We start from the raw sequence: 22157 nt of genomic DNA, 5'->3' as shown, positions 1-22157 counted from the left end.
GGATTGATAATTGGAGTATTGGTAGCTGTGATCATACGATTACCAAGCTCAGCACAATTAAGCGATGTCGTGAGTATGGGTTTTATTGGAATGGTATCCTCTCTAGGATGTTGGTTGATCTTGCGGCAATGTTTCTTGCTGAAATTTTGACGACGACCAGGCGGACGATATGTTCAATCTGATCCCATCAAAAAACCTGGGGCAGCTGAACACCAGATAACCGCTCTGATAAAGCGCTTATTGATTTAGATTATCCGAGCAGTCCAGCCGCCCGATAACGATCTTTGGAGAATGCAGTGAACTTTATTGAATTACAATTTGATGATTTTACCCTAGAATCGTTTGATCGATTTTGGTATGAAGTTGACAGATTGGATGATAAGAATGTTGTGCTTTTGCTCGGTCCCGAGGCTGCAACCGTCACTGCAGAAAGTATCGATAGGATTAAAAAATCAAAGGTTCCTGCAGGAGTCAGGCTAAGTTCATTTAACAAAATGCAAGAATGGGAGGAAGTGGCTCAGCGCATTCCTACGGAAAAAGAATACGAATTGTTTATAGCTGAGGAAGCAAGGCAAATATTCAGATCTTTAAATGCGCAAAAGCCTGAAGGGGTTAACGTCTTAGCTGAGCGAATTACTCGATTTTGATTGTTCGTCTATTCCTCGATTTCATTTTCGTGCTTGTCAGTTAGCCCTGAGTTGAAAACTAAGTACAAAGCGATATGGTGAATCAATCGGTGATTAACAAAGTGGCTTTATTGTTGCTCGATTATATTGTTGAGTTGCCTGCTACAATCAGGCAACTTGCGAGCGAGGATGCTGATGCGATGTTCAATAAGTCGCCACATGGGTTATCAACCCGGGAGCTGGTAAGTGAGATCAGCGGTTTGCAGGGGAAAGGGTTAATATACATTGAAGGGGATGATGGAACGTCATTCCGATTGCATGAAGGGGATGATGTTTCCGGTGAGATATTGGATTTGAAGGTTTGTCTCTCCGCGGCCGGTGGTAAGCTTTGGGAGAGTGCATTCAAACCGGATTGGAATCGCTTTTTATCGGTTGATATGGAAATAACAGATAGTGGGGGGGAAGCATTCAGGCTCGGTGCACTGAATAAAGCATTGCTGGAAGAGATCCGGGAGCAGCTTAGAAAACTTGCAGAAGTGCATCATATAGAGGGCGTAACATCTTGGCGTGCAACATATTGGAAACAGTTCGAACGTGGTTATCAGCTTGAGTTCAGTGTTAAGAAGTTAGAGATTGATTCGCTGTTGGTTAAGAGTAGAAAGCAATGGTGTCTCGATTGGAGTGGACTTGGGTAGCGGTGTGGTTAACCTCTGTTGAATTTTGCTACTTCGAAAGCCAAATGCACCTTTACGCCATTAATGGAAAACAAGCCCGATCACGCTAAGATATGGGAAGAATACTTTCAAACAAGAATCAATCTATGAAAATACTTTGCTTTACCATCCTGACCCTGACAGCCACACTTACCAATGCGGCCCAATTGATGTTAGAACCCCTCTACCAGGCAGCCGGTGTGGAGGGAACGCTTATGATCCAGTCCCTGGATGGCAAACAGGAATACGCCCATAACGCCCATGATGTGACTACGGGTTATATCCCGGCATCCACCTTCAAAATCCCCAATACACTCATCGCGTTGGAAGAAAACATCATCCGCAATGCCGATGATCCTATTCCCTGGGATGGTGTCCAGCGAGGTTACGCACCCTGGAACCAGGATCAAACGTTAGCAAGCGCGTTCAAGGTATCCTGTGTTTGGTGTTATCAGCGCTTTGCCCGCAAGATTGGTCCATCAACCTACCCGGTGTATCTGCAGGCCTTTCAATATGGTAATCAGAAAACCGGTAGTGATGTAACCACCTTTTGGTTGGAAGGGGATTTGAGAATTTCAGTGCGTCAGCAGATCGCGTTCCTGCGCAAGGTGTACAACCAAAGCCTTGAGATGATCCAGCCGCGGAACTATCAGGTGCTCAAGGAGATTATGCTCATGGAAGATAACGACAGTTACCGACTGTGGGCGAAAACCGGTTGGCAAGGCAAGGATGGCTGGTATGTGGGTTACCTGCAGGATGATGCCGGGGTTTGGCTGTTTGCACATCACCTGCACATTGCATCAGAAGCGGACCTGCCCCTGCGCCGTGAACTGGTGATGAAGGCATTCCGGCAGCTCAATATCATTGCGCCTTAAGCGCGGCCTTGCTGCATTTTTTCAACCACCAGAATAGCAGGCCGCTGATGAACAGTAACCCGGGTAACAGGCCCGCCACTACCCATAGAATACGTCCGGCAAACCCCAGTGCATCGGCGTTATGCAGGGGGAACACCCAGGTGAGTAAGGTATTACCCGGTGGTAATTTGCCTGCGTTCCAGAAGCCCATCACTTCGCCATTGTAAGGATTGATCCAGGCCACGCTGGCGCCATGATTGCTCCAGGCCTCATCCGGCGTATTCAGCCGCACCTGGAGCGGTTGACTGGCCCGACGTGGTAGGTAGATTCGTTTCACGCTGGCCGCTGGATACCGGGTTTGTACGCTGTTGAGCAGTTCGTCGATGGTCTTTGGTTGCCCCGCCGGGCTAACGTGGAACTGTGGTTTGGCGGCAACGGGTGCAAAAAAGTCAACGGCCGTATGAACCTGGCTGTAGAACACCAGAGTGATGCCGGTCAGCGCACAGATCAACAGCACCGGCGCGGCAACGACGCCCACCACCTGATGCAGCTCCCGCATCAGGCGTATGCTGGAACCAGCACGAATGCGGAGCGTCTTGCGTGGCCACCACAGATAGATGCCACTACCAAGAAAAAACAGCAGAATGATTCCCATGCTGCCCACCAGGGTTTTGCCGGAATCACCGAACAGCAGTGTGTAGTGGAACCGATACAGCCAGCTCATGGGGTACTCGCCCCAGCGGCGCAGGGCAACCACAGCGCCGCTGGCGGTATCAATGCTGGCTTCTATTGTGCAATCGTCAGGCGGGCGGCAGGCAAAGCGAACCATGTGGGGTGCGCCCGGACCGCGGGCCAGATCGATTCGAGTGGCTACGGCATTATCCGGTGCGGCCGCAATGGCGTTGCTTAAAGCAAGCTGAAGTGGCGCAGCAGATGAGGTGGACAGGGAACGCAACTGGGGCGTAATTCGGTCATCAATGGCATGATCAAATACCAACAGACTGCCACTGAGGCCAATCACGGTCATGATTGCCCCCAGTGTCAGTCCGATGATTTTATGTAATGTTCTCAGCACTGCCTGGCTCAGACCTTAATGGAATGTTTTGCTCCAGGCCAGGGTAATGGTTCGGCCTCGGCCAGCAAAGTAGGTGGAATCGTTCACGTACGTCAAAGTTTGCGAATAATAGGTGATGTACTCTTCGTTTAACAGGTTTTCCAACCCCAGGGTGAATTCCCCCATTTGCTCATCGTGATAGGACAGGATCAGGTCCACCAGGTCATAACCCTCGAAATCATGCTCCGGCAAACCACCCTTGAATTTCTTGTCCAGCAATTTGGAGTATTGAATCCGTCCGAACAACCGCTCGCTAATGGGTTTCTCGGCAAACAGGTTCACCCGGTCCGGGCCAATGTTGCGGCCGTCCAGATCCTTGTCCAGGGAGCCGTCCTGGTCGCTGTCAAAACGGCCTTTCAATTTGCTGTAGGCAATACCGGTGACCAGATTCGATTCAAAATAATAGTTGGCAGCCAGTTCAAAACCTTCGATCTCGGTTTTCTGGCGGGTGATTTCACCAATGCCGTTGACCACCAGGATGCGGGAGCCGAAATCGGAATCCGACCAGAAATAACTGGCGGCCAGATCAAGGTTGCCGAGGCCTGCGTTGAATCCGATCTCAGTGTTGTCTGCGATCACCGGCTGCAGGTCCACCAGTTCATTTACCGATTGGCCCGGGGTACTTACGCCACGTAAAATCAGTCCCGCATCGGGCATGTCAAACCCTTCAGAATAGGAGGCAAACAGGTTTAATCCCGGTACCACTTCGAACACGGCGCCCAGGTTTGTCAGCCACTCGTCGAACTCCGGGGTGCCTCCTTCCACAAAGGTGTTGCCGGCACTGGCCACGCTGGTGAAATCAGGCACGTCCAGTTCAACATTTTCATAACGGCCACCGGCGGATAAGCGCAGGCGATCGTCCAGCAAGCGTTGTTCCACCTGAAGGAAGGGCGCCCAGCCCTTGAAGATCATTTCAGGCACCCAAATGCGCCCGGTTTGCGCCAGCTCCTGGTAGGTTTTGTCCCGCAGGTAGTCTACCCCGGTTGCCACCTGAAACCCGTTCCAGAAGGTGTTGTCCCGGACATAGGTCAACTTGGCGCCGTACTTTTCCGAACTCAGCGCCGATTGATCGAACAGCGTACCGTCCGGTGCGATGGAGGTATCCTGGAATGAACCGAAGGTGCCGCCGCCGTACAGGGCGTAAAAATCATAATAGAATCCCTGTAGCGTCAGTTTTCCTGCGGCCAAGTCTGTGTGGGTGTAGGTCAGGGACAGGTTTTTGGCTTCGTTGTAAGTTGGATCCCCTTCACCGGGCCCAGCTTCGGAGGTGGCGGGTACGCCTTCTGCGGCATTACCGGGTACCACGAAGTAGTCACCGTCCCCATCCATGTCGAAATAATTGGCCATGATCTCCAGACGTTGGTGTTCATCCAGATCCAGGCCTCCCTTGGCAAACAGGTTCCAGGTGCGGCTGTCCATAATGTCACCCTGAATGGGGTCAACGGCAATGGGATCACCATTACCGTCATAGTACAAATCCTCCACCTGATACGAGGCGCCGAACACAAAATCGGTGCGTTCAAATTGCTTACCGGTCAGGGCGCTGGTTTTGTAGTGAGTGCCATCCCCTTCGAAATTGTCGGAGGTCACCTCTACATTCACTTTATTCAACCAGGCGCCGGATTGCGGTGCATCGATGGTGACGTAGTTGATGACGCCACCGGTGGCACCCACGCCCTGAATGGCGTTGGCGCCGTAGATGATTTCGACGCGATCAATGAAAGCCGGATCAATGGTGAAAGCGCTGCGTTGGCCATTGCGCAGTGGGGTGGATTGGGAAACACCATCGAGCATATAGAGCGGTGTGCGCCCACGCAGGGTAACGCCATTGCTGCTCATTTTCTGATGTGCCGGGGTCAGGCTGGGTACCAGAAAGCTCAGGCTGTCCAACAGACTGGAGCTGACAGCAAGTTGCTGGTCCAGGTGTTCCCGATCCACCACTTTCACCGTATGGGGGATGGCGGTAATGGGTTTTTCGGTGCGGTCGGCGCTGACGGTAACCGGTTGCAGTGTGGTGGCTTCTATTGCGAACAGGTCGGATGCGACCGTACACAACATCAGTGTGGGCAATATCTGGTGAAGTTTAGGCATGAGTATAATGAACCCCGGACATAGCAAATTAGATCAAGTATTAGTCAAAGATGGATACCATAATGCAAATGATAACTACTTGCAAATGGTAAATGTTAGTATTTGTTGGGCGGTGGGGATAATCCCGATTGATCGCTGTTGCTTGACAATAGATGCATATGCATATTAAATGGAAAGTATGTTGAACCGGAAACCGCACCATGAACATCGAACCCTGTTTTAATCTCAAGTTGCGCCAGGCTGATCGCGTGCTTACCAGCCATTACAACGGTTACCTGCATGAATGCGGCATCAAGGTGACCCAGTTCAGCGTGTTGCGTTCACTCTGGTACATGAAGCGCTGCTCGCAGCAGGCCCTGGAAAAGGCATTACTGGTGGATCAGGCCACCTTGACCCGCAGCCTCAAGCCATTACTGCGGGAAGGCTATATTGAGCGTACACCGGACAGCGCCGACCGCCGGGTGATGCTGTGTTCGCTCACTGCGAGTGGCAAGGCCCTGTTCAAGCGGGCCGAAAAACAATGGCGGTTGGCACAAAAGAGTGTGGAACAACAGTTGGGAGCTGACGCCATCGGACAGCTGTTGGCCGCTTCCAGTGCGTTGATCGAAATGAAAACCTGAGCATTAACCTGCATCCCTCAGCGCGGTAACCCCGCGCTCTATTTGGAACTTATACATGCATATACATCTATATAGGGAGTCATCATGAGAATGTTTATTCTGACCGGGATTCGGTATCCCAAATCCACCGTCCTGATCGGCCTGCTCTGCCTGGGCTTGCTGGCGGCGGGTTTGGGCAAAGTATTCAAGGACACCCGTGCCGACGCGTTTCTGGCACCGGATAACCCGGCACTGGTCTACAAGAACAAGGCGCGGGCGCTGTTCGGCATCAGTGATCCGGTGGTGATCGCCATCGAAAGCCAGGGGGATGATGGCATCTATGATGGGGAGGTGTTGGCCCTGGTGAGCACCCTGACCCGCGCAGTGAACGCACTGCCGAACGTGAATGAAGACCGCACCATGAGCCTGGCCACGGAGAACAATATAGTGGGCAACAGCAGCGGCATGGATGTGTTCCCGTTTATGGAACTGCTGGAGGACGGTGGCCCCCAGGCGATCCGGCAGGCGGTGCAGGATTTTCCACTGTATAACGGATTGCTGGTGGCGGAAGACGGAGCCATGACCCTGATCATCGCCGAGTTGTACGACGATGCCAAGGCAGAACAAACCTATCAGTCCCTGGCGCAGATGATCGAGCAACAGCCTGTGCCGGGTACGGTGGCAATCTACACCGCCGGTGAAGGGGCGGTGCTGGGTTACCTTGGGGCATACATCGATCAGGATGCCAGTCGTCTGAACCCGCTGGCGGGATTGATCATCACCATCATGCTGGTGGTGGCGTTCCGGCGCTTTGCCCCTGCCCTGCTGGGTAATCTGGTGATTGCCGCCGCAGTGCTGATGACCGTGGGGTTGATGGGTTACAGCGGTGTACCGTTCTATGTGATCACCAACGCCATGCCGGTGATTCTGATCGGTATGGCGGTGGCGGATTCCATCCATATTTTCAGCACTTATTACGAACTGTTGGCCAAACATCCGGACTATTCGCCGCGCCGCGCCATTGAGGAAGCGGTGGTGGTTATGGCCTGGCCGGTGACCCTGACCACCCTGACCACCATGGCGGGATTCATCGGGCTGTACGTGTCCGCATATATGCCGCCGTTTGAATATTTTGGTTTGTTCACGGCCTTCGGCGTATTGATAGCCTGGTTCTATTCGTTGTTTGTGCTGCCGGCGGCCATTGTTCTGATCAAACCCAAGGTCAGCAAGCGTTGGATCAAACTGGAGCAGGCCAGCAGCAACGATCTGTTTGCCCGTTTTATGATGGTAATGGGGCGTATTGCCACCCGTTACGCCCACACCACCGTAGCGGTGTTTTTGGTGACGGCTTTGGTGGGCCTGGGGTTAAGCACGCAACTGAGAGTCAACGATGATCGCATTGAAACCTTCCACCCTGACGAAGCCATATTCCAGGCCGACCAGGCCATCAATCGCCATATGCAAGGCACCAATACGTTGGATGTGGTGATCGAAACAAACACCAAGGAAGGCCTGTTTGATCCCCGGGTACTGGCAAAAATAGAGGCATTGCAGGCCTATGGCGAATCCCTGCCCCATATCAACGGGTCCATGTCATTGGTGGATTTTCTGAAACAAATGAACAAATCCCTGAACGAGGATCGTGACGAATTTTATGCGCTGCCGGCCACCAAAGAACTGGCGGCGCAATACCTGCTGTTGTATTCCGCCAGCAGTGATCCCACGGATTTTGATAACGTGGTGGATTACGATTACCGCCTCGCCAACGTGCGCTTTTATCTGGATACCGCCGAGTTTGTGGCAACCGCACCGCTGGTGCAGTCGTTGCAAAGTTACCTGAGCCAGAATCTGGATGGCGGTGATGTTACGGCAACCCTTACCGGTCGGGTGAATCTGAACTACCACTGGTTGAAAGACATTGGCCGCAGTCACTTTGTGAGTGTGGGGATCTCCCTGGCTTTTGTATTGTTGGTGTCCGCGTTGTTGTTTCGCTCGGCTGTAGCCGGTGTGCTGGCGGTGCTGCCGGTGGTGACGTCCATCCTCATGGTGTACACCACCATGGTGGTATTTGGTATCGATCTGGGTATCGGCACCTCCATGTTTGCTTCAGTGGCCATTGGCCTGGGTATCGACTTTGCCATCCATACTCTGGATCGTTTAAAAGCGCTGTTCAAACACCAGGTGCCTGAACGCCAGGAGCTGGTGTCCAAACTATACGCTTCCACCGGCCGTGCGTTGTTATTCAATTACCTGGCGCTGGCCTGTGGTTTTGGTGTGTTGATTCTGTCTAAAGTGGTTCCGTTGAACAACTTCGGCATCATCGTTGTGTTGTCGGTCACCATGAGCTTTGTGGCGTCACTGGTGTTGCTGCCCGCCTTGGTGCTGGTATTGAAACCAGCCTTTCTGTATGGCCAACCGGCACAAGACAAAACATCGGGCGGTAGTGTGGCGCTGGCCAAGATGGTGGCGCTGATGGCCGTCACCGGCCTGCTGTGGAGCGCATTACCACAACCGGTGCAGGCCAGCCCGTTGCCGGACGGGGCCACCATTGTGGCAAACATCAATCAGGTGGCGGAGGGTCAACACGCCATCAGTGATCTGCATATGACCCTGACCGATAAATCCGGCAAAGTGCGGGAACGCAAGGCGCTGAGTTTTCGTAAGTATTTTGGTGAGGAAAAACGTACCCTGTTGATCTATCAACGGCCCACCAACGTGAAAGACACCGGGTTTTTAACCTATGACTATCCGGATCTGGAAACCGAGGATGATCAATGGCTGTATCTGCCCGCTCTGCGCAAAGTGCGCCGCATCTCAGCCTCTGATCGCGGTGATTATTTTCTGGGAACCGACTTCACCTACGAGGATATCAAAAAGTCCGGCAAGATTGAGCAGCAGGATTTCAACTTTGAAACCCTGGGGCGGGAAACCATCGCCCTGGGTGGGCGCCAGATTGAAACCTATAAGGTAGCCGCCACCACCCGCAATCAACAGATTGCAGAAGAGCTGGGGTTCAGTCGCAGCCTGATCTGGGTCAATCCGCAAAACTGGATTATTGTCAAAACCGATTATTGGGATTTGAAAGACCGCCCTCTGAAAACCTATACCGCCACCAACATAGAGCAGGTGGATGGTATTTGGACCAAGCATCAGCTGGAGGTTCACAATCACAAAACCGGCCACCACAGTCGGTTTGAGTTTTCCAACGTGGATTATCAGACGCCGGTGCGGGATGACCTCTTTACCCGGCGAACCCTGGAGCGGGGATTGTGATGACTCTGTTCCCGGCCCGCAATCTGATGCGTTGCGTCTGGCTCGGCGTGGGTGCGGCGGTTATTGCCGCACCGGCGCTCGGCGCACCGCGTGTTACTACGGTACTGGAAACGGAATTGGCGGCGGCACTGACGGATTCCGGTTTACAGAAAAACGATACCCTGATTAAAACGGAGATCAGCGGCCAGCTGAATTCCGCAGTGCAGTATACGGTGATTCCCAAACTGGTGTTGGCGGTGAACAGTGACCTGTACATCGATGATCCCCAGGAGGCCAACTATTCCTCCGTCAATGGCCCGTTGGTGGCCAATGAGAAAGGTGTGCTGGAGTTGGCGGAAGCCTACCTGGATGTTGCCGCGTGGAATGGTTACTGGCGTGTGGGCAAACAGCAGGTGGTGTGGGGCCAGGCCGACGGCCTCAAGGTTTTGGATGTGGTGAATCCCCAGGATTACCGTGAGTTCAACCTGGATACCTTTGAGGATTCCCGCATTGCCCTGTGGACGGTGAATGCCGAATTCAATGTCAGCGATGATGCAACCCTGCAACTGTTGCTGATCCCGGATGCCACCTACAGCAAATTGGCGGATGCCGGTACCCCCTACTATGTGACCAGTTCCAAATACCGGCCGGCCCTGGGTGCGGCACCTGTGCCTGTTGTGGTGCAGGCGGTGCAACGGCCCCACCACGCTGTTGAATTCGGGGCCCGCTACCGACTGTTCTACGGCGGATGGGATCTGACGCTGAACTACCTTAACCATTATCAGGATCTGCCCGTCATCTACCGCCGCCTGGAAGCAGGCGCAATCGAAGTGAGCCCGGAGTATGAACCCACCAGGCTGTACGGAACCACGGCCACCAATGCCTTCGGGGATTGGGTGGTGCGGATGGAGGCAGGCTACAGTACCGCCAGCTACCAATTGCGCGACAGTTTTGACGCTGACGGTATTGCAGAAACGGCGGAGTTCAGCTCGGTGCTGGGGCTGGATTACCGTGGCTTTACCGATTGGTTTTTGAGTTATCAATGGTTCCAGAGCACCCTCAGCAATTATCAACAGGATGTGGTGCGTGACCGGATGCGTCAGCAGCACACATTTCTGCTGCGGCGATCGCTGTTGAATGAAACCCTGGAGCTGGAGGGATTTGTGTTGTACAGCGATGAAGACAAGGACGGCCAGGTACGGTTCAAGGTGGACTATCAGGTCACCGATACGCTGCGGGTGTGGAGCGGGGTCGATGTGTTTTATGGCAACCAGGATGGCCAGTTTGGGCAATTTGATGATACGGATCGTTGGGTGATGGGATTCGAAGCGGGCTTTTGAGCACCGCCGACCACAACCTGTGATAGGGTATGGGCTTACGCTCAGCCATCAACAACAGAATTAATCCCTATGTCAGCACACGAACCATCAAACGCGCGGCCCGCCATACCAGGCGCCACGCCAAGCCCTGCACTCAGCCCTACGCCCGGCCCCACGCCCGGTGTGGTGGGCCGTATCCAACAACTCTGGCATTACCCGGTAAAGTCCATGGTGGGCCAGCAAACCGACTCGGCAATCATCACCAGGGCCGGTATGTTGGGGGACCGAGGCTGGATCGTGCGTGACGAGGAGAATAACGAAAACACCGTGGTGCGCACGTTGCCCAAGCTACTGTTATTTGCCGCGGAGTATGTTGCCCCGGTCAGGGATAACAGGATTCCCGATGTGCGTATTACCTTCCCCGACGGCAGTAGCGCACAGTCCGCTGACCCGGACATCAACCAACGGCTGTCCACCGCACTGGGCAAGCCGGTGTCCCTGTGGTCGCTGCAGCCAAAACGCCATTGGCAACACTATCGATTGCGCTCTGTGATGGGCAGCAAGGACATGAAACGCATGTTCGCCTCGAAAGACCTGCCGGACTTCTCTTCCATATCGTGGAAACTACTCAGCGAGTTGATGTTGTTTTCCACGCCCCTGGGCCGTTATTACGATGTGTATCCGCTGCATCTGATCACCACCGGTGCGTTGCAGCAGATGCAGCAGATTGAACCGGAAGGGGATTTTGGCGCCCATCGGTTCCGGCCCAATATCGTGATTGAAAGTCAGGCTGGTGTGACCGGATTTGATGATGTGGCATGGGTGGGCGGCAAGTTGCACATCGGTGATGAGCTGGTGATTGCCGTGGAATCCCGCACCGTGCGTTGCTCCATGCCGGCCCAGCCACAACAGGGAGCCGGCAAGGACAGCCGGGTGCTGCGGGCCATCGATCGCCACACCAACCGGCATTTCGGAGTGAATGCCACCGTCATCAAAGCCGGCACGGTCAACGTCGGTGATCAGGTGCGCTGGCAACCGGTACCCCGCTCGGCCCTGGCCAGAGGTGTCCAAGCCGTTTCCGGCCGCGCCAAAAACACGGTGAGCCACGGCCTGTTGAATCTGGTGGATCGATTGCTGAAACCCTGATAGCGCGCCGGACCCGGAAAAGATTATTCAGTCCGACAAACGTTGAAAGCGGCTGGATATCATGTCCACCTGACGTGCCATGTCGTCCTCGTTGGGGGTTAACAGGTCCCCTTCCAGGCGCGCATTCAAACCGGGTAGATTGATCTCGAACAACACTCCGGCACAATCCAGTGGTTTGAAAATAAGGTCTGTGGACTTTTTGCGTTTGGACTCCATTTGCATTTGCCAACGGGGCAGGGCTTGCCGGCCGGGATCGTATAGCGTTCCCCGTTGCAGAGCTTCATGCAGCTGGCGGTGGGTTTGCTGATCACTTTGGTGGGTAATCTCTAAAGACACCAGCTTGCCGAAGACCACCCAGTCCAATTGGCGGGCGGCCACATCACTGCCGGATTTTCGGCACAGGGGAGTATCCTCCTCAATTACCAGTTCAATAACCTCGGTGATCACTTCTCCGCTGTCGGTTTCGATGCGCAGGGACAACACATCGCTGCTGTTATGGATGTTGGAAAAGGCAATGTTGCCATCGTACCCTTTGATGATCTCATTGACGAAATACAAACCCAGCCCCTTGCCATGATGTTCCTTAGCCCGGCGCGTGGAATAGCCCAGCTGAAACAGCTGGTGGGCGGCGTTGTCGTTGATGTGCGGGCCGCGATTGTAGATCTGGTAGCGAATATAGCCCTGCTGCTGATCCAGCAACACAGCGATGCGGGCGCGTTTTTCCACTTTGCGGGAATTGACCCTGCCGGTAAAAAACTGGGCATTGCTGATCAGGTTCTCCAGTGCCAGGACAATGTGGTTCTCATTCCCCAACAGGTCGTCAGTGGGTGCAGCCTGAATCCACACCCAATCGTGTTCGGGCATCTGCAATGTCGTATCATCCAACCACTGCGGCGTACTGCCGAAACAGCGCTGCAGAGCCTTCACCAACGCAGCACGGGGTGCAAACACCGGCCGCTCCGGTATGCTTTCCTGATTGTTGTCCAGTTCGGATTGAAAGATGATCTCTTCGCTTTCGCACACCTGATTGGCAATATGCAGAGCAATATTATCGGCGGTGGAGAGATCCAGCAGATCCCATAGATAGCGCAGGCTGTCGCGGGCCTCCTGCAGGCGCTCCACTTCCTCAAGATCAACAACGCCCACCGCATTCAGTTGCTGATCCAACAGCGTGGTGAGCTTATCGTAACTGATCACGCCGTTGTGCCGTACCTCGCTGGCAATGCTTTTGAAGTGCAGAAACTTTTCATCGTATTCTATGTATTCCAATAATTTGTCGCTGATGAACAGTTTCAGTTTCTCGGCATGATTGGCATACACGTGGGCTTTGGCGTGAAGCTGCTTTTTGGTGTCCAGCAGCTCTTCGATCTGCTCCTCCACCCGTTGCATGATGCTCTGTTGGTGTTGCCGCTGGATTTGCACGTTGCGCAGCTCCAGCAACACCACAAGGGCGAACACCGCGCACAACACCTCCGGAACAGGTGCTTGCAGCATGAAGGCCGGAATGGCGTAGAACCGAATCAGGTCCGGCTGTGAAGACAGGTAAAAATAACCCAGTAGCAGAAACGCGGTCAGAATGCTCAACAGGGGATAGGGGGTTTTAACCCGGCGGTGGCTGGCGCTGTGCTTCATTGATCGCTTTTCCAGAAATAGGCGTGGGCATCACCAAAGGTGGCGATGCCCCGGCCCTGTTGACACAGCTCGGCAAATTCACCGCTGTCGCCTTCAGCGGCGGCGAATGCCCTGCGCAGGGTTTTGATGTGCTGTCGGTAATTGGCGTAGGAAAAACGTTCCAGATCCGCATCGAGCAAGTCGGCGATCTGTTCCGTGCTCAGTGGGCGCGGGCTGCATTCCACCAGCAGGCGCAGAATTTTACGTGGGGTGGGTGCCAGCGGGCGCTTTGGATTATGGGGGTTCATTAATTTCACACCCCTCCAGAATACCTCCCAGGTTTCGGTATTCAATGCCAGGCTGCCACTGCGTAGAATTGCCGTACTGCCCTCCTCTCGGGATTGGCGTTTTTTCAGCGCCGCCTTAATGCGCCAACACAGTACGGCTTCAATGTTGCGTTGGTGTTTGGCAATAAAATCCTCGGCATCGGTTTGGGTGATGGCTTGCTCTTCGATCTCGGTGCCACTGTGTTCTGACAGATAAAGGATGGGTAAGTCGGGCCATTTTTTGTGTAAGGCCCGGGACACGCTGAAGCCTGCCTGATCTGAACCGTTCATATGAGCATCCAGCAGAGCCAGATCCGGTTTATGCTCATCGCTCATCAGCGCTATCCGTTGTTTGGCGGCCTCCGGGAACTTAAAGATCTCCAGGTGGTTGGGTGCGCCGTCCAGGTCCGCGTTTTCCAACACAGTGGAAAAACGGTCGATCCAATGGGATTGGTCCTCCACCCAAAACAGCTTAGCCATGCGTACTCCACAGGGAAATTCGCCCGCTTGGAATTGATTGATTAATCCATACTATATTCCCAGCCTAGCTAAAAATCAGGCTTTATGGGTGTCTAAAACCAATCTGTGCGCCACCGTTCACATAAAAACCGTATCGCCTGTAGGCGTCCATTAACGCTGCACCTTTTCCACTCCTAAAATTGGGTTTCGAGGGTTTTCATGCCCAGGGTTAAGATGGATATGCACATCATGGCGGTGGTAAGTACGTCAAACAGTACATCCGATAAGAAGTTGGATAAATAAATGCCCGCGATCAAACCGATCACCGTCGAACCCGTGCAGATGGCCACACCCCAGATGGCGTCCTGTGAAATACCGTTCAAACCGATGGACAGTAAAATGACAAAGCTGTAGGAGCCCACCATCAAGGCGAACACGGTTGCTTTTACATCTTCGGGAATGATGCGTTTCTTGCGCAGGTAGATGAGCGCCATGGGGCCGGGCATAGCCAGAGTCGCGCCCATTAAGCCGGAACCAAAGCCGTAACCAACGCTGCCCTTGAGGGTCAGGTTTTGAGTGGCGCCGGTGGGGTGTTTGCGGTATTTGTCAAAATGGGATCGGGTATAGCTATACAGTGCGTAACCGAGAATCATCAGCGCGGCAATGCGAATGCCGTTGATGGGCGCCAGCTTGAGCAACAGGCTACCGCTGATCAGCCCCACGGCGCTGCCGGCGGACAGGGATTTCAGTTCTTTGAACCGGATTCTCTTTAGATTTATCGGTATCACCGACATTGCAATGAGCAGGGTCAGCACGGCGGTAATCTGGATGGCGTCGATGGGTTGGTAGAGTGTCAGCAGAATGGGCGCCACGATCATGCCGAAGCCCAACCCCGTTGAGGTTTGCACGACAGCGGCCAGAAAAGTCACGACGATCATTAGAACTTCATTGCTCATGGTGTTCCTACAGGCCCCGTATGCTTTCGGGTAGGTGGCTAGCGCAAGGGTGAGACCGCTGCATAGGTAATATCAAAAGCAATTGGCGCCCGGTACAGGTAACGCAGGCAATGGGATGACAGATGCTCTATGCGCGTAATCGTTCATGCCTGACCTATCTTTACCTGTTATAACCCGTTATGACGGTTAGTGCAGAAACAGTGCCAGCTATAAGTTCTTTAATAAATTCAGTGGGTTAGAGATTTCGGTGAATGGTCAGAAGGTGTCTTTTGCACAACCGCAGGGACCCATACGCAGGCTTTTACCGTTTTGGTGCGGAAAAAGCCCTGCCAGCAAGGGCACAGAAAAATGCAAAACTAATACTTGATCACTCAACTAAACAGTCTTATCCTTGACTACTCAAGCATATCTCAAGGACGCTGTTATGAACAAAATATCACCGCAGATTAAGTTTCTGATTGAGCATGCGGCCATCACCACCAAGTTGCACAAACAGATCGATATCTGCCTGTCGTATCAGGGCATCAGTTTCACTGAATTCCTGATCATGCATCATTTGTACGGGTCACCTCAGCACATGATGCGGCGCACTGATCTGGCCGACAGCATCGGTATTACCGCGTCCGGTGTCACACGCCTGTTGGCGCCCATGGAGAAAAACCGGATTGTGGATAAGGAAAGAAATCCCCGGGATGCGCGCCAGAGTCTGGTAAAACTGACGCAAACCGGGCAGCAACTTTACCGGGATTCCATGGTGGGATTCGCCGACTTCTCCAAAAACAAACTCAAGAGCTGGACTGTGAAAGAAATCGAGACCGTAGCGCAGCTGTTTCAGGAAATATAACGGGGGATATACTGGGCTAATGGCCAAGCGCCCAGTAACTTCCGCTAATGTTTTGAATTCGCTGGGGATGACCATCCACAAAGACTTTGCGTTCGGTTAGTGCTGTTTGCAGCGCTATACCGGCACTGGAGAGGCCCTCTTTGCTCTTGGGATCGGTGTATTTTTCCACGTTGACCTCCAGTGTTCCCAAACTCCAGCCCGCATCCACCAGGGATGCAAAGTCCTGATCCGTCGTTGACTTATACTTCCCTCGCATTGCGAGCAGAAAAAAGCTGTTCTCTTCTGCCACGAACGGGTGTTTTCTTTTTAATGTATCCAATGCATCAACCAGCTTCCCGCAACAGCTGCTGCAAGGGCTTCGATTAATGATCAGTGTAACCAGAGCTTGCATACCGGATCCTATGGATGCCTGCATAGCGGAAGGGACGGTTTTCTGCCAGAATTCCTCGTTCAGGAGCTTGGCTTCGGCATGCTCGCCGCTGCTGTAGGCTTTCGGAAAACGATCGATCCAATTACAGGCGATTTTAGCGTGGGTTGTATTCAACGCGGTGGTCAGCTCATGCTTGTGTTCGTTGATATCCCAACCATAGTATTTTGCAATGTCTTCCCATTTGACTTTCATGTCCACTCCCTTGTTCATGAAGATTGATGGTAGAGATGCAGGATCATAGCAGCCAGCGTGGCTCTGCAAACCCCAACTTAAGCACATTCTTAAACGAAAATTTTTCGGTTTTTTTACAACCTGCGGTTTGGCCTGCCGTATCGGGCCTGATGAACGCTTTGTGACCCGCCAAGCAATTTGCACATCTGTGAACTGTTCAATAAAAACTCACCAATTATTCACCAGCGTGGCCAACAATCCTCGTTAAGGGCGCTGCTCACCCGTGAGTGCGTCATTGAAAATACTGATTTGAGGAGTCTGTCATGTTAAACGAACTGTTATTGCTCTGGTCCCAGCGGCCGGCGATTTCACTGGCTGTGTGGCTGGTGCTGCTGGTCACCGTACTTTACCTGGCCCGGGAGCCGGCCCACCAGTTACTGAAAAGCACGGGCCGCGCCATCTACCGCTTTATGCGCAGCGCGGCCCGTGCGGTTGCTCACCTTGAGCAGCGAGCGCTGCAGCGCAACCGGGAGATTGTTCTGGCCCAGGGGCGGGAGGCCACCGAAAAATTCATCGAGCGTGAGTTTGTGCGCATCAACGAGATTGTGGCGCGGGATTTGAGCCATTACCCTGCCCTGCATCGGGAGCTGACCGATGCCATCGAACGCCTGGAAAACGATTATCAGGCCGCCACCGATGCCCCGCCCCTGCCGCCGGAATGGCTCAGCGTGGTGCAGACCATTTCCGAACTGCCCAGGCAAGGGGATCCGGTGGTGTCCTCCATTCTGGAGAACATTCAGGATGAAGTGGTGAGCGCACACGAAGAGACGTTAAAAGCCTATCAGAAGTCCAGTGCGGAACGGCACCGCCTGCTCAGTGCCCTGCAACCCCAGTGGCGGGCCCTGGCCGGCAAGCTGAGTAAAACCAAGGATGTGGTGGCCATCACCCAGGAGCGGGCCGATGCAGTGGACAAACACATGGCCAACTACGAAGCCATTCGCGATAACGAAGACAGTATTGCCCGCGCCTTGATGGCTTCATCCATGACTCAGTTTTTTATTTCCGGACTGGTGCTGTTGGTGGCAGTGATGGGCGGCCTGATCAACTTCCAGCTGATCGCCATGCCCATGGCGGAAATGGTGGGCGGCAACAGCTATACCGGCGGTTTTAAAACCTCCGACATCGCCGCCCTGGTGATCATCATGGTGGAGATCGCCATGGGCTTGTTCCTGCTGGAAAGCCTGCGCATCACCAAACTGTTTCCGGTGATTGCGCACATGGATGACAAGATGCGCAAGCGCATGATGGTGATCACCTTCAGCATTCTGTTTATTCTGGCGGGCATTGAAGCGTCGCTGGCCTATATGCGGGATCTGCTGGCCCTGGATCGTGAAGCGCTCAAGCAATCGCTGGCCGGTGTGTCGGCACTGAATGCGGAGTTCCGCTGGATTCCGTCCATCGGGCAAATGGTCATGGGCTTTATTCTGCCTTTCGCCCTGGCCTTCGTTGCCATTCCCCTGGAGTCGTTCATTCATGCCTCACGCACCGTGCTGGGTGTGATGACGGTGGCCGTGCTGCGCACGCTGATCATCTGCCTGCGCCTGGTGGGGGGTGTGGCCCACCAGCTGAGCAAGATGCTGGTGTTCGGTTACGACATGCTGATTACCGTGCCTTTAAGCCTGGAAAAACTGGTGCGCCAGGGGATCAACGCACGGCACGAGAGCCGCGTTGCAGGTTCCGCTGAACAGCCTGTTGTGTTGTCCGCCGAACCGACTGATTCGGCGCCGGAATCTCAGCTGGTCGACAAACCCAGGGCCAGCCGTCGCCGCACCAAAACAGCAGCGCCAGATACGGATCTGGCAGCCCAGCAGAACTGAGGAGAAACACGATGAAAGCCATATACGTAATAGCATTGACGCTGATGCTGGGCGCCTGTGGGCAGCCCCAACCCGGCAACACAGCGGTGTTCCTGTTGGTGGATACCTCCGGCACCTATACCGAGGAGCTGAACAAGGCGCAGGCCATTCTTAACTATCTGCTGGCGACGCTGGACAGTGGTGATTCCATTGCCGTGGCCCGCATCGACAGTGGCAGTTTCAGTGAGAAGGATGTCATCGCCAAAGCCACCTTCGACCAACGCCCGAGCATGGCGAATAATCAGAAGCGGGTTTTCAAACACCACATGGATCGCTTTGTGGAAACGGTGAACACCGGCAGCGCCCATACCGATATCACCGGCGCCATCCTGCAGGCCACGGAGTTTCTGAATGAAACCGGTGCCGGGCAAAAGTATGTGCTGGTGTTCTCTGATCTGGCGGAAGATCTGCAGCAGGGCCACATACGCAACTTCCCACTGGAGTTGGGCGGTATCCATGTGGTGGCGCTTAACGTTACCAAGTTACGTTCAGACAACATCGATCCCAGGGATTACATCAACCGGTTGGGATTGTGGCAGAAACGGGTGGTGGAAGGCGGTGGTGACTGGCGCGTGGTGAATGACTTTGATCGCCTCGATACCTTGATCGGCCTCAATACCACCGATCCACTGTAACAGATGAACTGTGCGCCGTTGAACGAAGCGGCCGGCCAGTCAGTTGTAACGGGCCGGCCGCTCAATGAAACAAGGTGGATCACCAGGCATAAGCAGAGTGATCAGGCGGCTTTTACGGATTTAACCTGAAAGCTCTTTACCTCTTTAACCAGATCATCGGCCTGGGCCAGATAATGTTTGTTGTCGTGCATCCAGGGATGAAAGCCGGGGCGGAAAAAGTCCAGCCACTCCGGCGCAATGCGGCGCAGCACACCGGGCTTGCCGGCGACAAAATTCACCAGCTTACCCCAACCCTTCAGATTGAACAGGCCGCCGCTTTTCGACAGCATGCGCACGTAAAAGGGCGTGTACAGGCTCCAGAAAATAATATTGGCCATGGCGAAGGCAAACACCCGCAGGGCATAGGCGCTGACCCCTGTACCCACCACTTGCTCATAGGCATCAAAGCACACGGCTTTATGTTCGGTTTCCTCCAGCGCGTGCCAACGCCAGATGGCGGCGAAGTGCGGGTCGCAACCGTTCAACAGATCCTCGTCGCGCAGCAGGGTGTCGCCCAGTACCGCGGTCAGATGTTCCAGCGCCACGGTCACCGACAGCTGCACTGAACGGGGTAATTTTTTCACCGTGTCCAACACGATCACCACCAGCTTGTCCAGCTGCTCTATGGGCATGCCGGCGTGGGCCAGTGCGTCGTTGTATTCCTCGTGCTCACGGGTATGAAACCCCTCTTGGCCGATAAAAGCCGATACCTGGGCCTTCAGCTTTTCATCGGTAATTTCTTCACGGTAGTTGCGCACGCTCTGGATAAAGAAGCGCTCCCCCGCCGGGAAAAAAATGGACAGGGTGTTGTAGAACTGAACCACATGCAGTCCGGAGGGATTCCAGGTCAGAGCTTTGTCTTTGGGCAGGCCAAACTTCAGATTACGGCGAATGGGATCAATCAGGCTGGTCATAGGGTCAGCTCCATTTGGTTGGTTGGGCTTGGATGGTTGCGTACATATTGTTGTTATGACCTTGATTGTGCAGGCTCTATGTAACATTGACAACTGTTACATAGAGCAATGTAGAAAAATGATGACCCAAATCAACCGGACCGATTGGTCAAGGGGGGTGGCTTTTTGTTCTATAAGCGCAATGCCGTCGGATATTCCCCGCTGACCCGACTCTGGCTGACCTCACTCTGATTGTCCGCCTCGCCAGAGCCCCAGATGCGGGTAAAACGGGAATAACTGCTACTCTTTAGAGATATATAACTCTGCTCGAGTTCGCAATCATTCGAATGTTTATCCTCAGATTTTTCAACGCATTAGCTTGTTTATTGCTAATACCCCTGATTTGCAGCGGCAATGCGTTTGCCTTAACGGTCACCGTGGATTCCGGATTCCGCTCGCAATGGCTGGGGCCCGGGATGGACTATATGGAAGATGAATCCACCGGCCTTACCGCGCAGGCGGTGCGCCAGCGTGACAATTGGCAGACCTTTGACGGCCACGAGGTGAATTTCGGATTTTCGGATTCTGTGTTCTGGTTGCGCTTCAGTGTCGACAACCGCAGCGGAGTGGATCAGCAACTGTTGCTGGATAACCAGTTCCCGATGATAGACTCACTGGTTATCTACATCCAGCGCAGTGACGGTTACCAGCAACAGCAACGGTTGGGGGATGCCCAGCCTGCCTACATGCGCCAGATGCTCCATTCCCATCTACTGTTGCCTTTGTCTCTACCTGCCGATACCCGTGCCGACATTCTCATCCGCGTACAATCCGAAACGGGCCTGCAGCTACCCATTGTGGTATGGGAACAAGACGCCTTCCTGCAGCAGGATCACCCGTTCTCCATCATGCAGGGTGTGCTGTACGGTTTGTTGATCGCGCTGGTGATCTACCACCTGATCATATTTTTGAGTGTGCGGGAGCTGGCCTTCCTCCACTACTCTCTGTTCAATCTGTTCCTGTTGGGTACGTTCTGCGGTTTGCAAGGGGTTGCCGCTGCCTATATCTGGACCGAGTCGGTGACCATCAACGACACCCTTGTTCTGGTGTCTATGGCGGGAGCGCAAACGTTCTCGACCCTGTTTATGAATGGCATTCTGGGGATTCCCTCCGCCCGCCCGCGCCTGGGTAAACTGATGTATGGCATCGCCGGCATAGCCTGCGTGTTGATGCTGGCAAGCCTACTCGCACCGCACCGATGGATGGCAAAACCGGTTCTGCTGCTGATCGTCGTGTCCATATCGGTACTCACCTATGCTCAGATTCGCCGTGTGCTGGATGGCTATCCGATTGCAAAATACATTCTGGCGGGTGGAGCCTTCGGGGCGTTTGGTTTCGCCGTGACTACCCTCGCCAATACCGGTGTGATCGCCGGTACACCGGTCACGCAAGGAGCGGCCTATGTTGGAATCGTATTGTTGAGTCTGATGGACGCCTTTGCCCTTTCGTACCGGATGAATCTGGATCGGCAGTTGCGGCTGCAAGCCCAGGGAGAGCTGCTGGAAACCCAGCGGCAATTGAACGCCGATCTGGATCGTCGGGTACAGGAGCGTACAAACGAGTTGCAGGCGGCCAATGAACGCCTGATGGAACTGAGCACCACCGATGGCTTAACCGGGTTGAAGAACCGCCGTCATTTTAATGAGCTGTTTGCCCATGAGTTTAAGCGCGCCTGCCGTGAGCAAAAGCCTCTGTCACTGTTGTTGCTGGATATTGATCATTTCAAGCAACTCAATGATCAGTATGGCCACCCCTTTGGTGATCTCTGTCTTACCCAGGCTGCCCAACTGATTGCCAATACGATCCGGCGGCCGCCGGATAGCGCTGCCCGTTACGGCGGTGAAGAATTCGCCGTACTGTTGCCGAATACTGACAAGGAGGGCGCACTGCATGTTGCGGACAAAATTCGCGAGTCAATTGGTCAACATCAAGTCAGTGATGGACAACAACAGGCGGTGATGACGGTCAGCATCGGCGTGGCCAGTTTCATTCCAAGCCAGAACAACACCACCGAGGCGCTGCTAAAAGCGGCTGATGACCTGCTTTACCGGGCCAAGCACAATGGCCGTAACCGGGTTGAGGGTTAATCTGCGGGCTAATAAA

Annotated in this window: 18 protein-coding genes; 11 read left to right on the top strand and 7 right to left on the bottom strand. The window is 53.9% G+C overall.

What is annotated here, in order from left to right; translation table 11 throughout:
- The first annotated feature begins 296 nt into the window (after positions 1–296).
- The 3 genes from D9N13_RS24205 (at position 297) to D9N13_RS24195 (ending at position 2214) form a co-directional block, all read left to right on the top strand.
- Positions 297–647: a hypothetical protein gene (locus tag D9N13_RS24205; protein ID WP_290594742.1), complete on the top strand. Its 351-nt coding sequence runs from the start codon at positions 297–299 to the stop codon at positions 645–647.
- A gap of 74 nt (positions 648–721) precedes the next feature.
- On the top strand, positions 722–1321 hold the full coding sequence (locus D9N13_RS24200) for a hypothetical protein (RefSeq protein WP_290594741.1): 600 nt from the start codon (positions 722–724) through the stop codon (positions 1319–1321).
- Between the two features lie 125 nt (positions 1322–1446).
- Positions 1447–2214 carry a penicillin-binding transpeptidase domain-containing protein gene (locus tag D9N13_RS24195; protein WP_290594740.1) on the top strand — a complete coding sequence of 256 codons (768 nt, stop codon included), beginning with the start codon at positions 1447–1449 and terminating at the stop codon, positions 2212–2214.
- Here the strand turns inward: D9N13_RS24195 and D9N13_RS24190 are convergent.
- Together D9N13_RS24190 and D9N13_RS24185 are read right to left on the bottom strand one after the other, a co-directional pair.
- Positions 2201–3268, bottom strand: coding sequence for a PepSY-associated TM helix domain-containing protein (locus D9N13_RS24190; RefSeq protein WP_290594739.1), 1068 nt, complete (start codon positions 3266–3268; stop codon positions 2201–2203). The two genes, D9N13_RS24195 and D9N13_RS24190, sit on opposite strands and share 14 nt — an antisense overlap.
- Before the next feature lie 15 nt (positions 3269–3283).
- Positions 3284–5398 carry a TonB-dependent receptor gene (locus D9N13_RS24185; RefSeq protein ID WP_290594738.1) on the bottom strand — a complete coding sequence of 705 codons (2115 nt, stop codon included), beginning with the start codon at positions 5396–5398 and terminating at the stop codon, positions 3284–3286.
- A gap of 200 nt (positions 5399–5598) precedes the next feature.
- Here D9N13_RS24185 and D9N13_RS24180 point away from each other — a divergent pair, with 200 nt between their 5' ends.
- The 4 genes from D9N13_RS24180 to D9N13_RS24165 all read left to right on the top strand — a co-directional run bounded on the left by D9N13_RS24180 (position 5599) and on the right by D9N13_RS24165 (position 11714).
- Positions 5599–6018 (top strand): MarR family winged helix-turn-helix transcriptional regulator, encoded by a 420-nt coding sequence (locus D9N13_RS24180; RefSeq protein ID WP_290594737.1) that lies wholly within the window; start codon positions 5599–5601, stop codon positions 6016–6018.
- An 84-nt stretch (positions 6019–6102) separates the two neighbouring features.
- Positions 6103–9270: an outer membrane lipoprotein-sorting protein gene (locus D9N13_RS24175; protein ID WP_290594736.1), complete on the top strand. Its 3168-nt coding sequence runs from the start codon at positions 6103–6105 to the stop codon at positions 9268–9270.
- Entirely contained in the window at positions 9270–10589 is a 1320-nt protein-coding gene (locus D9N13_RS24170; protein WP_290594735.1) for a DUF1302 family protein, read from the top strand. The genes D9N13_RS24175 and D9N13_RS24170 overlap by 1 nt, the downstream gene beginning before the upstream one ends.
- 69 nt (positions 10590–10658) lie before the next feature.
- The gene (locus D9N13_RS24165; RefSeq protein WP_290594734.1) at positions 10659–11714 is read left to right on the top strand and encodes an MOSC domain-containing protein; all 1056 of its coding nucleotides are present in this window, start codon (positions 10659–10661) and stop codon (positions 11712–11714) included.
- A 27-nt stretch (positions 11715–11741) separates the two neighbouring features.
- On the opposite strand, the gene D9N13_RS24160 is transcribed toward D9N13_RS24165, so the two are convergent.
- The 3 genes from D9N13_RS24160 to D9N13_RS24150 form a co-directional block, all read right to left on the bottom strand.
- The gene (locus D9N13_RS24160) at positions 11742–13346 is read right to left on the bottom strand and encodes an ATP-binding protein (protein WP_290594733.1); all 1605 of its coding nucleotides are present in this window, start codon (positions 13344–13346) and stop codon (positions 11742–11744) included.
- On the bottom strand, positions 13343–14131 hold the full coding sequence (locus tag D9N13_RS24155; protein ID WP_290594732.1) for a response regulator: 789 nt from the start codon (positions 14129–14131) through the stop codon (positions 13343–13345). Before D9N13_RS24155 ends, D9N13_RS24160 begins: the two co-directional genes overlap by 4 nt.
- 173 nt (positions 14132–14304) lie before the next feature.
- Positions 14305–15066 (bottom strand): sulfite exporter TauE/SafE family protein, encoded by a 762-nt coding sequence (locus tag D9N13_RS24150; RefSeq protein WP_290594731.1) that lies wholly within the window; start codon positions 15064–15066, stop codon positions 14305–14307.
- Positions 15067–15490: 424 nt separating this feature from the next.
- On the opposite strand from D9N13_RS24150, the gene D9N13_RS24145 reads away from it, so the two are divergent.
- A complete protein-coding gene (locus tag D9N13_RS24145; RefSeq protein ID WP_290594730.1) occupies positions 15491–15910 on the top strand; it encodes a MarR family winged helix-turn-helix transcriptional regulator in 420 nt (139 codons plus the stop codon).
- 16 nt (positions 15911–15926) lie between these two features.
- Here D9N13_RS24145 and D9N13_RS24140 read toward each other — a convergent pair whose 3' ends face one another.
- Positions 15927–16532, bottom strand: a complete 606-nt coding sequence (locus D9N13_RS24140; protein WP_290594729.1) for a hypothetical protein — start codon at positions 16530–16532, stop codon at positions 15927–15929.
- Positions 16533–16834: 302 nt separating this feature from the next.
- Between D9N13_RS24140 and D9N13_RS24135 the strand changes: the two genes are divergently transcribed.
- Together D9N13_RS24135 and D9N13_RS24130 are read left to right on the top strand one after the other, a co-directional pair.
- Positions 16835–18388, top strand: a complete 1554-nt coding sequence (locus tag D9N13_RS24135; protein ID WP_290594728.1) for a hypothetical protein — start codon at positions 16835–16837, stop codon at positions 18386–18388.
- Positions 18389–18399: 11 nt separating this feature from the next.
- Positions 18400–19062, top strand: a complete 663-nt coding sequence (locus D9N13_RS24130) for a VWA domain-containing protein (protein ID WP_290594727.1) — start codon at positions 18400–18402, stop codon at positions 19060–19062.
- Positions 19063–19163: 101 nt separating this feature from the next.
- On the opposite strand, the gene D9N13_RS24125 is transcribed toward D9N13_RS24130, so the two are convergent.
- The gene (locus tag D9N13_RS24125; protein WP_290594726.1) at positions 19164–20015 is read right to left on the bottom strand and encodes a metal-dependent hydrolase; all 852 of its coding nucleotides are present in this window, start codon (positions 20013–20015) and stop codon (positions 19164–19166) included.
- 365 nt (positions 20016–20380) lie between these two features.
- Here D9N13_RS24125 and D9N13_RS24120 point away from each other — a divergent pair, with 365 nt between their 5' ends.
- Positions 20381–22141, top strand: a complete 1761-nt coding sequence (locus tag D9N13_RS24120) for a diguanylate cyclase (RefSeq protein ID WP_290594725.1) — start codon at positions 20381–20383, stop codon at positions 22139–22141.
- Positions 22142–22157 lie beyond the last annotated feature (16 nt).

This window comes from Ketobacter sp. GenoA1 (assembly GCF_003671475.1).
Taxonomy (GTDB): domain Bacteria; phylum Pseudomonadota; class Gammaproteobacteria; order Pseudomonadales; family Ketobacteraceae; genus Ketobacter.
This window is presented reverse-complemented; position numbering and strand designations above follow the sequence as displayed.

Excerpts from the sequence above, each read along its gene's own strand:
- D9N13_RS24125 (WP_290594726.1), bottom strand. The coding sequence starts at position 20,015 with ATGACCAGCCTGATTGATCCCATTCGCCGTAATCTGAAGTTTGGCCTG.
- D9N13_RS24175 (WP_290594736.1), top strand. The coding sequence starts at position 6,103 with ATGAGAATGTTTATTCTGACCGGGATTCGGTATCCCAAATCCACCGTC.
- D9N13_RS24150 (WP_290594731.1), bottom strand. The coding sequence starts at position 15,066 with ATGAGCAATGAAGTTCTAATGATCGTCGTGACTTTTCTGGCCGCTGTC.
- D9N13_RS24200 (WP_290594741.1), top strand. The coding sequence starts at position 722 with ATGGTGAATCAATCGGTGATTAACAAAGTGGCTTTATTGTTGCTCGAT.
- D9N13_RS24195 (WP_290594740.1), top strand. The coding sequence starts at position 1,447 with ATGAAAATACTTTGCTTTACCATCCTGACCCTGACAGCCACACTTACC.
- D9N13_RS24170 (WP_290594735.1), top strand. The coding sequence starts at position 9,270 with ATGACTCTGTTCCCGGCCCGCAATCTGATGCGTTGCGTCTGGCTCGGC.
- D9N13_RS24180 (WP_290594737.1), top strand. The coding sequence starts at position 5,599 with ATGAACATCGAACCCTGTTTTAATCTCAAGTTGCGCCAGGCTGATCGC.
- D9N13_RS24165 (WP_290594734.1), top strand. The coding sequence starts at position 10,659 with ATGTCAGCACACGAACCATCAAACGCGCGGCCCGCCATACCAGGCGCC.
- D9N13_RS24185 (WP_290594738.1), bottom strand. The coding sequence starts at position 5,398 with ATGCCTAAACTTCACCAGATATTGCCCACACTGATGTTGTGTACGGTC.
- D9N13_RS24130 (WP_290594727.1), top strand. The coding sequence starts at position 18,400 with ATGAAAGCCATATACGTAATAGCATTGACGCTGATGCTGGGCGCCTGT.
- D9N13_RS24145 (WP_290594730.1), top strand. The coding sequence starts at position 15,491 with ATGAACAAAATATCACCGCAGATTAAGTTTCTGATTGAGCATGCGGCC.
- D9N13_RS24135 (WP_290594728.1), top strand. The coding sequence starts at position 16,835 with ATGTTAAACGAACTGTTATTGCTCTGGTCCCAGCGGCCGGCGATTTCA.
- D9N13_RS24140 (WP_290594729.1), bottom strand. The coding sequence starts at position 16,532 with ATGAAAGTCAAATGGGAAGACATTGCAAAATACTATGGTTGGGATATC.
- D9N13_RS24155 (WP_290594732.1), bottom strand. The coding sequence starts at position 14,131 with ATGGCTAAGCTGTTTTGGGTGGAGGACCAATCCCATTGGATCGACCGT.
- D9N13_RS24160 (WP_290594733.1), bottom strand. The coding sequence starts at position 13,346 with ATGAAGCACAGCGCCAGCCACCGCCGGGTTAAAACCCCCTATCCCCTG.